Source organism: Streptococcus sp. DD10, assembly GCF_001578805.1.
GTDB lineage: Bacteria > Bacillota > Bacilli > Lactobacillales > Streptococcaceae > Streptococcus.
On the sequence record NZ_KQ969157.1, the window covers coordinates 522597 to 532520 of the forward strand.

The following is a 9924-nucleotide window of genomic DNA, read 5'->3' on the forward strand; positions in this document are numbered from 1 at the left end:
TTTTAAGAAGCGTGTCTTCATTACTCTAAACATACAAAAAGAGAAGACCTATCCGGTCCTCTCTAGATGTTAGCTTTTCGTCACCCACTACAGTTGACAAAGAGCCATAATTTCATAAGGTTTTGACGTATTATTTAGCGATTGGGTAAACAGAAACTTGTTTCTTATCGCGTCCTTTACGTTCAAAACGTACTACGCCTTCAACTTTTGCAAACAAAGTATCGTCTCCACCACGTCCAACATTCACACCTGGGTAAATGTGTGTTCCTCGTTGACGGTAAAGAATAGATCCACCAGTTACAGTTTGTCCATCAGCCGCCTTAGCTCCAAGACGTTTCGCTTGTGAATCGCGTCCGTTTGATGTAGAACCTCCACCTTTTTTGTGGGCGAAAAGTTGCAAGTTAGCAAGATTCATTTTTAACATAATTGTTTTCCTCCATGTTAGCTTTCTGTGATAACTTTTGTTTGGACGAACTCAGATGAGTTCTCCGATAAGTTAGCCATCCCTAAGAAAAATGATTCAAAGAAAAGCTGAGTCATCTCTCTCTGGTGTGGTGGGATGTTTGTTGGAATTTCCACCAACAAATAACCACCTTCATCTTCGTTTAATTCTAGTTTTGGTTCATAGCCCGCAAATTTCTCAATGGAATTGACAAAATTTATGGCAAGCGTAGAAACCGATGCACACACGACATCAAAGCCGTATTCGCCACTTCCAGCGTGCCCAGTGATTTCTGCACTCCTCAGCTCGCCATCTTCGGCTCGTTCAAAGACTGCTTGTATCATGTGTTCTCCTATAAACTAAGCGTTGATAGCGTTGATGACAACCTTAGTGTATGGTTGACGGTGACCTTGTTTACGGTGGCTACCTTTTTTAGGTTTGTACTTATAAGTAACAACTTTCTTTTGTTTTCCTTGTTTTTCAACAGTTCCAACTACAGTAGCTCCAGCAACAAGTGGAGTTCCGACAACAGTGTTTTCACCACCAACAAGAACAACTTCGTTAAAAGTAACTTCTTGACCAGCTTCAACGTTCAATTTTTCAACGTAAACTGCTTGACCAACTTCAACTTTAACTTGTTTTCCGCCAGTTTTAATAATTGCGTATGTGCTCATTATGCACCTCCTATGATTTTATGGGTTCCCCCCTTATTTTGTGAAGACTCGCCTAGTATCGTGGGACAAACCTCTTATGACGATGTTCGAGCGGTTGCACAGGCTGTGCATAGTCAACCATTTCAGTATAGCACAGTTCTTTTTATTAAGCAAGTATTATGCTACCATTTTTAATTTATTTTATCTGTTCAAAACGTAAGTGAACAGCGATATGGTCTCCGTACCCACTTCTCTCTAAATCTCTTTGTAGACGATAAGAAATATAATGTTCCGCTATTGTAATATAGCCAGCTCCTAGTAACCGTTGTTCTACTAAAGATTGAATCATGCTAATCGTAGCACGTTCAACCTTAGCTTCTTCTAAATCAAGAACGACTTTTTTTGTAACTTGTGCTAGATTCTGACGCAAATCATCCGTTAAAATATACACCGTTTGTGCCGCTTTCAAGACAGCTTGATAAATTTTATCTGGATTAAACTCTGCTAATTGACCATCTCTTTTAATTACTTGCATCCTATCACCTCTCTATTTTAAAAACTATTACGTCTTGTACTAAAAAATATGATGTAAGGGGGATCGCTTACAGTTTTCTAAGAATTGCCTCCCAAGATTCATCAAATCCCTCTCTGCTAACAGAAGAAAACACGATAAAATCATCTTGATGATCAAAGTCTAGCTTTTTCTTAATAATTGACTCATGTTTATTCCATTTACCACGAGGAATTTTATCACCTTTCGTAGCTACCACAATGACCGGAATTTCATAATACTTTAAGAATTCATACATTTGACAGTCGTCAGCAGAGGGTTCGTGACGCAAATCCACTAAACTAACAACTGCTTTCAAATTCTCCCGACTTGTCAAGTATTCTTCAATCATTTGTCCCCACTTTTCACGTTCCTTTTTCGATACACGTGCATATCCATAACCAGGAACATCGACAAATCTCATTTTATCATCAATATTAAAAAAAATTCAGAAGTTGTGTTTTACCCGGTTTTCCAGAAGTACGAGCTAGATTTTTTCGATTTAGGAGAGTATTGATAAAACTTGATTTCCCAACATTCGAACGACCTGCTAGCGCAATTTCGGGAATATCATCTTGGGGATAATGGTTTTTATTTGCAGCACTTAATAAAATTGACGCATTATGAATGTTAATTTCCATATTTCTCCCTAAGCCGTTTCTAAAATTGGTTTATCAGTCCCATCAACAGCTTCTTTAGTTATCCGAACCATCTTAACATTAGACTGACTAGGGACTTCAAACATGACATCCATCATTGTTTCCTCAATTATCGAACGAAGTCCACGTGCACCAGTTTTTCTCTCGATAGCTTTTTCAGCGATAGCCTTCAAAGCTTCTTGATCAAATTCTAACTCAACATCATCATAAGAAAGCAAGGTTTGATACTGTTTTACAAGGGCATTTCGTGGCTCACTCAAAATCCGAACCAAGTCATCAACTGTCAGTTGTTCCAAGGCTGCAAAAACTGGTAAGCGACCTATGAGTTCAGGAATAATTCCAAATTTTTGGACATCCTCTGCAATGATTTCTTGCATGTAGGAACTATCTTCATCAATCGCCCGATTATTTTGACCGAATCCAATAATTTTTTCACCCAGACGTTGTTTTACAATTTCTTCGATTCCATCAAAGGCTCCACCCACAATAAAGAGGATATTCTTGGTGTCAACCTGAATCATTTCTTGTTGTGGATGCTTTCTTCCACCTTGAGGTGGCACACTAGCAACAGTTCCTTCAATAATTTTCAAGAGAGCTTGTTGGACACCTTCTCCAGATACATCACGTGTTATAGAAACATTTTCACTTTTTTTAGCAATTTTATCAATTTCATCTACATAGATAATACCACGTTCTGCACGCTCTATATTAAAATCTGCTGCTTGGAGCAATTTTAAAAGAATATTTTCAACGTCCTCTCCCACATAACCTGCTTCTGTTAAGGCAGTTGCATCAGCAATAGCAAATGGTACATTTAAACTACGAGCAAGAGTCTGAGCAAGAAAAGTTTTACCAGATCCCGTTGGACCGATCATAAGGATATTTGATTTCTGCAAGTCAACATCCTCAGAATTCTCTTTATTGTCATGAAAATTAATCCGTTTATAATGATTGTATACTGCAACAGCTAAAGCACGTTTCGCTCTATCTTGACCAATGACATAATGATTCAAAATATTTAATAATTCGATTGGCTTTGGTACTTCAGATAGGTCAGCAAGTACCTCCTCTGCTAACTCTTCTCTAATAATTTCTTGAGCTAGTTCGACACATTCATTACAAATAAAAGCATTGTTTCCAGCTATAATTTTTTGTACTTCTTCCTGACTTTTCCCGCAGAAAGAGCAATATACCATCATATCATTTTGTTGATTTGTAGGCATTTGAAACTCCGTTTTCTAAGTTTTTTTTAAAATAAGGTTGCATAAAATGCATGTATTGAATTGACTAAATTTGTGAAGGCATTGAGCAAAAAAATGATAGCCAACCCATGCCTTCTCTTACGAAAAGCCTCCAGTGCAAGAAGGACACAAATTGCACATAAAAAAGCTGTAAATATTCCGAAAATACTTCTTTGCATCAATCGCCATCCTTTCTATGAAATCTATTTACTGTAAAATCATATTGATTTTTTTCATCTTTAGCATGATAAATCGATGATACTAGCTCATATGGCTCCCAATCAAAATTTTCTGGAAAATAGGTGTCTCCGTCTAAGTCAGCATCTATTTCTGTTTTAATTAATTCTTCTAAATAGGGTTCAAAAAGTGACAAAATCTGTGCACCACCAATTATAAACAAGTCAAATTTATTAAGATCATACCACTTTAATACATCTTCGACACAATGAAACACTAAAACTGCATCATCGGCAACCTGATAATTTCTGTCTTGAGTTAGAACGATATTTACTCGATTTGGAAGAGTTCGCTTTCCCATTCCTTCATAGGTAACTCTCCCCATTAAGATTGCCTGTCCCAGAGTTGTCTCTTTAAAATGTTTTAATTCAGCAGGAAGATACCAAGGCATAATATTATCTTTACCGATAACACCACCTTGTGACTGAGCCCATATAGCTTGTATTTTTTTACTCATAATGTCCTTCAATTTGCGAGAAGATACAGCCCAATGATTTTACTAATCGGGCTTTTCTTGCTATTTTCTATATTATATTTTATCAAAAAATCAAGAAAAAGACTTATTTCAAGCATACAAAGCAAAAAATAAAGACTAAATTAGATAATTTATTTAGTAGAAATTAAAACCATACTAAATTGCCAAATCGAACTTTAATTGCGGTTTGACTGGTAGATAATCTGTCAATTCAAAATCCTCTGCTTTGATATCAAAAAAGTTCGTTCCATCGGCTACATTTAAAACTAGATGAGGTTGACAAACAGCTGGTTCTCTCTTCAATAACTCTTCTGCCTGTGAAAATTGATTATCATAGATATGTAGATTGTTAATGAAGTAAAAAAACTTGCCGATCTTCCAACCAAAATGTTTCGCAATCATCATCTGCAAAGCAACGTATTGCATCGCATTGATGTGATGGGCAACTAACATATCGTTAGAACGCTGTATTAATGTAGCATCTAAATAGATTTCATCGTTAACTCGTCTCACATCAAACATGGTTTGAAATGCACAGGGTAATAAACCGGGACTCTCTTCAAAGGCTTCGTAATCCCAAAGGGAAATAACATTACGACGATTCCAGGGATTCTCTTCTAGTTGCTTTAAGAGTTTATGTATTATATCATGTTTTTTTACAATAGCTCCATAACGCTGACCGATGGTCCTAGTTTCTCCAACTTCCCAGTCATTCCAATAATGTACATCGTACTTTTCTTCAAGTACATCCAAACTATTTGACTGGTCCTGGTAAATCCAGAGCATCTCTTTTATAGCAGATTTTATCGCTATCGGACGAAGTGTGGTGATTGGAAACTCTCCTTTTGCTAAATCAAATTCCATAAAAGCACCAGTAATGTATTTGGAATTTGCAATTGTACCATCTTTATACCTTGGTCTAGCTTGTTCAGACCATACCCCATCATTCATAATTTTTTGAATATATTCTTTAAATATGCTATCTGCCTTTGTCATGTCTTCCTCTCTTTAGACGATACTTTTTTCTAGTATATCATAATTAAAATAAATAGTGTCAAACAAGCTACCAAGCAAAAAACATAAAAAACTAATACCTGTAGCAAATTTTAGCAATTTTCTTTATTTTATGGCATACTAGAAAAAAAAGAAAGAAAGAAAGAAAAGGAGTTCCTTTATGAACGAATTTGCTAAACATATTGAGGCCCTAGAGGTCACAACTGTTACTCAGGCACGTAAATCTATTGAAAACAAAGAAACAGCAACCTTTTTTATAGGGCGTGCAACTTGCCCTTATTGCCGTCGCTTTGCTACAACCCTAGCAGGAGTAGTAGCAGAAACCAAAGCACACATTTACTTTATCAATAGCGAAGAAACTAGTGAATTAACAAATTTACAAGAATTTCGCAAGGAATTTGATATTCCTACTGTTCCAGGATTTTTACATACTGAAAATGGAAATGTCTCCGTCCGTTGTGATTCTGGGATGACAGCTTCCGAAATTACAGCATTTGCTCATTTAGTTTAATGGATAATTAAAAGAGGTCAGACTGTACTACCATAAAAGTTAGATACAAACAACTAACATTTATGGAGTACAGACAACCTCTTTTTCTGATTGTTACTGCAATACTAGTGATGCTGCTCCTATTACCCCCGCATCATTGCCTAATGTAGCTAATGCAAGCTTAGTAGAGGTACGAACTTGAGGAAATGTATTTTCATCAAATACTTCTTGAAGTCCCTTTAGAAGAAAATCTCCTGCTGCTGAAACTCCACCTCCAATTACAATAGTAGATGGATTTAGAGTGGATCCGATATTGGCACAGGCTACTCCAAGATAACGAGAAAAATTTCGATAAACAATAAGCGCAAGTGGGTCATTTTCTTTTGCTAAGTCAAATACATCCTTAGCAGTGACATCCTCACCATTATCAATTCGTTGCTTTAATATTGCATCTCCAGCATATTCATCCGCATAGCGACGTGTTAAATTGACAATACCAGTTGCTGAAGCAACTGTCTCTAAACAACCCTTTTTCCCGCATGTACAAGCAAAAGGTTGTTCAAAATCAACTGTGATGTGTCCTAACTCGCCCGCAGCACCTGAAACCCCATGTAGTAGTCTCCCTTCTGCTACAATACCTCCACCAACACCTGTACCCAAGGTCATAAAGACAACATCCGGTTGGTTTTCACCTGCTCCCATCCAACGCTCGCCTAAAGCAGCTACATTCGCATCATTATCAATAAAAAATGGGATACCAAGACTATTTTCGATTTTCTCTTTAACCGGTTGAAGCGTTTTCCAATTAAGATTGTATGCTCCGATAACTGTTCCATTTTCGCGATCAACAACACCTGGAGAACCCATCCCAATTCCTTTAAAATCCGTTGTAGGTAACGCCAATAATTCTAGCCGATGCTGGATAGAAATGATAATATCATCAACAATATGACTACCTTCATCCAAAATATTAGTCTTAATAGACCACTTTTCCTGAACTTCTCCCTCAGTTGTTAAAATTGCAAATTTAATCGATGTCCCACCAAGGTCAACCCCAATAATTTTCTTTGACATAGCAACTCCTTATATGATAACTTTTGTACTTATATTATAACAAAATAAAAAGAAAATGCAAAGGCTTTCATAAATTGATTTCCAATAAATTTACAGTCCTATTCTCTTTTATTTTCATAAACGAATTTAATTTTTGTTCGTTAATAAGAAACTTATAGTCAATAGTAAAATACGGAGGTCTTTACAATCGATTTAAACATTTGTCCAAATTAACATTGGAATAATTTTACCCCAATGTCAAGTCAAGTGCAACAAAGATATTCCTCTGATTAAGTGAGTGCTTTTCAAGAGAGTGGGACAGAAACCGGTCATTCGTTAGAATTCGATTTCGTCGTCCCACCTCCGCACAGTTGAGTAGGGCTGTAAAAGCTGATGAAATCAGCGTGGTAGAGCCCACTCAACCACTGCGTCTTGCTCGACAATCCAAAAACAATTGAGAGTCTAGGACTTTTGTCCCAGCCTCTTTTTTTGCGGATTGATAACCATGGATTCGTCTTAGTCTTTCGTTGATAGCTTTGGAGTAGTCTTCTAAAAGCTTTGGATTGAAATCTTTTAGCGAAACTCCCTTTGGAATAAACTCTCTCAGCAATCCGTTGAAATTCTCATTCGTACCTCGCTCATAAGATGAATAGGCATGAGCAAAATAAACATCTAAGCCGTCTATCTCACTCAATGAAGCAAATTCATTTCCATTGTCTGCAGTGATAGACTTAATGGGATAAAGTTTCATACACTCTAAGACCGCTTGATTAACATATTCTGCCTTCTTCTCTACGAGATTCTTTGTGATAGCATAACGTGTTTGTCGTTCTACCAAGGTTAGAATAGAAGGTTCTCCTACTGTCTTTCCACCCAGAACAGAATCGATTTCCCAATCTCCAAAATGAGAACGATTATTAATCTCTTCTGGTCTTTCTTCGATTGACTTTCCTAGATGTTTCTTGGTAGAGGGGCGCTTGGTAAATCTCTTCCGGATCCGCACTGCTCTTGGCAAATCAATAACCTTAATCTCTAACAATCCTTGATGGATATAGTTATAGAGCGTCTTGGTTGAAGGGACAACTACATCTACATGTTGTGATTTATAGGTGTGAACAAATGTATCCACGCTATGTATTCTTGGTTTCTCTTTCATAGCTTCGGTAAATTCTCTCAAAAAGTCATCTGAAACACGATCCAGTTTCAGATAATAACTGGCTTCTCTAGCATAACGATAACGATTTTGGGCAGCATCTGCATAATAGTGTAGATAGTAAACCTTCTGACCATTTACTTTTTTCACTTGTGTTATGGAACCTCGACTAATTTCACGAGATTTCACGAGTAATAGTAGATCGATTTCTTCCCAGTCGACGAGCAATCTCCGCTGGTTTGATTCCTAAACATAAATAAGCCTCAATTTTTCCTCGTTCAGCTTCAGATAAATGTTTGTAGGATTGATTTGTGGTAGAATAAGTAGTGGACATGTTCATTTTCCTTATACTGTTTTTCTCAACTCTAGTATATCAGATGAACATGTCTTTTTTGTTGCACTTCATTTTACAACAGGGTATCAAAATTAAAAATAAAAAATTACGTAGCAGAATTGTGCAAAAGTATTTTCCTTGTGTTAGAATATAAACCGTAAAACAGGAGGAAGATAAATGTTAACATATGATTTGATCGTTATTGGTTTCGGTAAGGCCGGAAAAACCCTAGCTGGGAAAATGGCTTCTACTGGTAAAAAAGTTGCCCTCGTTGAACGGAGCAAAGCTATGTACGGTGGAACTTGTATCAACATTGGTTGTATCCCAACTAAAACCTTGCTAGTTGCTGCTGAGAAAGACTTGTCTTTTGAAGAAGTCATCGCTACCAAAAATACTATCACTAGTCGACTCAACGGTAAAAACTATGCTACTGTTGCGGGTACAGGTGTGGATATCTTTGATGCGGAAGCTCACTTCCTTTCAAACAAAGTCATCGAAATCCAAGCTGGTGATGAAAAACAAGAACTGACTGCTGAAACTATCGTTATCAACACTGGTGCTGTTTCAAACGTCTTGCCGATCCCTGGACTTGCTACAAGTAAGAATGTCTTTGACTCAACTGGTATTCAAAACTTGGACAAATTGCCTGAAAAACTTGGAGTCCTTGGTGGCGGAAATATCGGTCTTGAATTTGCTGGCCTTTACAACAAACTCGGCAGCAAAGTTACAGTCCTAGATGCCTTGGATACTTTCCTACCTCGTGCCGAACCTTCCATCGCAGCTCTTGCTAAACAATACATGGAAGAAGACGGTATTGAATTGCTTCAAAACATCCGTACTACTGAAATCAAAAACGACGGTGACCAAGTTCTTGTCGTAACTGAAAAGGAAACCTACCGTTTCGATGCTCTTCTCTACGCAACGGGACGTAAACCAAACGTCGAACCACTTCAACTTGAAAATACCGATATTGAACTAACTGAACGTGGCGCTATTAAAGTAGACAAACATTGTCAAACAAACGTTCCTGGTGTCTTTGCAGTTGGAGACGTCAACGGTGGACCTCAATTTACCTACATTTCACTTGATGACTTCCGCGTTGTCTACAGCTACCTTGCTGGAGATGGCAGCTACACACTTGAAGACCGTCTCAATGTACCAAACACTATGTTCATCACACCTGCACTTTCACAAGTTGGTTTGACTGAAAGCCAAGCAGCTGATTTGAAACTTCCATACGCAGTGAAGGAAATCCCTGTTGCTGCCATGCCTCGCGGTCACGTAAATGGAGACCTTCGTGGTGCCTTCAAAGCTGTTGTCAATACTGAAACAAAAGAAATTCTTGGAACAACTATCTTCTCAGAAGGTTCACAAGAAATCATTAACATCATCACTGTTGCTATGGACAACAAGATTCCTTATACTTACTTCACAAAACAAATCTTCACTCACCCAACCTTGGCTGAAAACTTGAATGACTTATTTGCGATTTAGCAAAAATAGATATAGATATTCTCTACAATATGCCTTTAATAAAAACAGCAAAATCTAGTTTCATACTAATTCTGCTGTTTTTATTTGTATTCAAAAAGGAAATCTACTCTACATTATACTCTTCGAAAA

General features: G+C 37.3%; 10 protein-coding genes, 2 pseudogenes and 1 other annotated feature. Of the genes and pseudogenes, 2 read left to right on the forward strand and 10 right to left on the reverse strand.

Annotated features, from left to right (window positions below; genetic code table 11):
- Positions 1-130 precede the first annotated feature (130 nt).
- From rpmA to STRDD10_RS02340, 8 genes and pseudogenes are all read right to left on the reverse strand, one after another.
- On the reverse strand, positions 131-424 hold the full coding sequence (gene rpmA / locus STRDD10_RS02305; RefSeq protein WP_003032879.1) for a 50S ribosomal protein L27: 294 nt from the start codon (positions 422-424) through the stop codon (positions 131-133).
- 17 nt (positions 425-441) lie between these two features.
- Positions 442-786 (reverse strand): ribosomal-processing cysteine protease Prp, encoded by a 345-nt coding sequence (locus STRDD10_RS02310; protein ID WP_067192771.1) that lies wholly within the window; start codon positions 784-786, stop codon positions 442-444.
- A gap of 15 nt (positions 787-801) precedes the next feature.
- Positions 802-1116 carry a 50S ribosomal protein L21 gene (gene rplU, locus STRDD10_RS02315; protein WP_000109141.1) on the reverse strand — a complete coding sequence of 105 codons (315 nt, stop codon included), beginning with the start codon at positions 1114-1116 and terminating at the stop codon, positions 802-804.
- Positions 1117-1150: 34 nt separating this feature from the next.
- Positions 1151-1222 (reverse strand) — a sequence feature (ribosomal protein L21 leader region).
- Positions 1223-1291: 69 nt separating this feature from the next.
- Positions 1292-1630 (reverse strand): ATP cone domain-containing protein, encoded by a 339-nt coding sequence (locus STRDD10_RS02320; RefSeq protein WP_067192773.1) that lies wholly within the window; start codon positions 1628-1630, stop codon positions 1292-1294.
- A 67-nt stretch (positions 1631-1697) separates the two neighbouring features.
- Positions 1698-2286, reverse strand: a pseudogene (yihA, locus tag STRDD10_RS02325) (ribosome biogenesis GTP-binding protein YihA/YsxC).
- Between the two features lie 8 nt (positions 2287-2294).
- Complete coding sequence (clpX, locus tag STRDD10_RS02330) at positions 2295-3527, reverse strand: ATP-dependent Clp protease ATP-binding subunit ClpX (protein WP_067192775.1); 1233 nt, start codon at positions 3525-3527, stop codon at positions 2295-2297.
- A gap of 196 nt (positions 3528-3723) precedes the next feature.
- Positions 3724-4239, reverse strand: coding sequence for a dihydrofolate reductase (locus tag STRDD10_RS02335; RefSeq protein ID WP_067192776.1), 516 nt, complete (start codon positions 4237-4239; stop codon positions 3724-3726).
- A gap of 174 nt (positions 4240-4413) precedes the next feature.
- Complete coding sequence (locus tag STRDD10_RS02340) at positions 4414-5253, reverse strand: thymidylate synthase (protein WP_067192778.1); 840 nt, start codon at positions 5251-5253, stop codon at positions 4414-4416.
- Positions 5254-5431: 178 nt separating this feature from the next.
- On the opposite strand from STRDD10_RS02340, the gene STRDD10_RS02345 reads away from it, so the two are divergent.
- Positions 5432-5782, forward strand: coding sequence for a DUF6568 family protein (locus STRDD10_RS02345; RefSeq protein ID WP_067192779.1), 351 nt, complete (start codon positions 5432-5434; stop codon positions 5780-5782).
- Between the two features lie 93 nt (positions 5783-5875).
- Here STRDD10_RS02345 and STRDD10_RS02350 read toward each other — a convergent pair whose 3' ends face one another.
- On the reverse strand, positions 5876-6835 hold the full coding sequence (locus STRDD10_RS02350; RefSeq protein WP_067192781.1) for an ROK family glucokinase: 960 nt from the start codon (positions 6833-6835) through the stop codon (positions 5876-5878).
- Positions 6836-7232: 397 nt separating this feature from the next.
- Positions 7233-8301, reverse strand: a pseudogene (locus tag STRDD10_RS02355) (IS30 family transposase).
- Positions 8302-8478: 177 nt separating this feature from the next.
- Here STRDD10_RS02355 and STRDD10_RS02360 point away from each other — a divergent pair.
- Positions 8479-9795 (forward strand): FAD-containing oxidoreductase, encoded by a 1317-nt coding sequence (locus STRDD10_RS02360; protein ID WP_067192783.1) that lies wholly within the window; start codon positions 8479-8481, stop codon positions 9793-9795.
- The last annotated feature ends 129 nt before the right edge of the window (positions 9796-9924 follow it).

What these genes read in the sequence shown, in the direction of transcription:
- STRDD10_RS02345 (WP_067192779.1), top strand. Translation starts at nt 5,432, where the DNA reads ATGAACGAATTTGCTAAACATATTGAGGCCCTAGAGGTCACAACTGTT.
- STRDD10_RS02360 (WP_067192783.1), top strand. Translation starts at nt 8,479, where the DNA reads ATGTTAACATATGATTTGATCGTTATTGGTTTCGGTAAGGCCGGAAAA.
- STRDD10_RS02335 (WP_067192776.1), bottom strand. Translation starts at nt 4,239, where the DNA reads ATGAGTAAAAAAATACAAGCTATATGGGCTCAGTCACAAGGTGGTGTT.
- STRDD10_RS02340 (WP_067192778.1), bottom strand. Translation starts at nt 5,253, where the DNA reads ATGACAAAGGCAGATAGCATATTTAAAGAATATATTCAAAAAATTATG.
- clpX (WP_067192775.1), bottom strand. Translation starts at nt 3,527, where the DNA reads ATGCCTACAAATCAACAAAATGATATGATGGTATATTGCTCTTTCTGC.
- STRDD10_RS02310 (WP_067192771.1), bottom strand. Translation starts at nt 786, where the DNA reads ATGATACAAGCAGTCTTTGAACGAGCCGAAGATGGCGAGCTGAGGAGT.
- rpmA (WP_003032879.1), bottom strand. Translation starts at nt 424, where the DNA reads ATGTTAAAAATGAATCTTGCTAACTTGCAACTTTTCGCCCACAAAAAA.
- rplU (WP_000109141.1), bottom strand. Translation starts at nt 1,116, where the DNA reads ATGAGCACATACGCAATTATTAAAACTGGCGGAAAACAAGTTAAAGTT.
- STRDD10_RS02350 (WP_067192781.1), bottom strand. Translation starts at nt 6,835, where the DNA reads ATGTCAAAGAAAATTATTGGGGTTGACCTTGGTGGGACATCGATTAAA.
- STRDD10_RS02320 (WP_067192773.1), bottom strand. Translation starts at nt 1,630, where the DNA reads ATGCAAGTAATTAAAAGAGATGGTCAATTAGCAGAGTTTAATCCAGAT.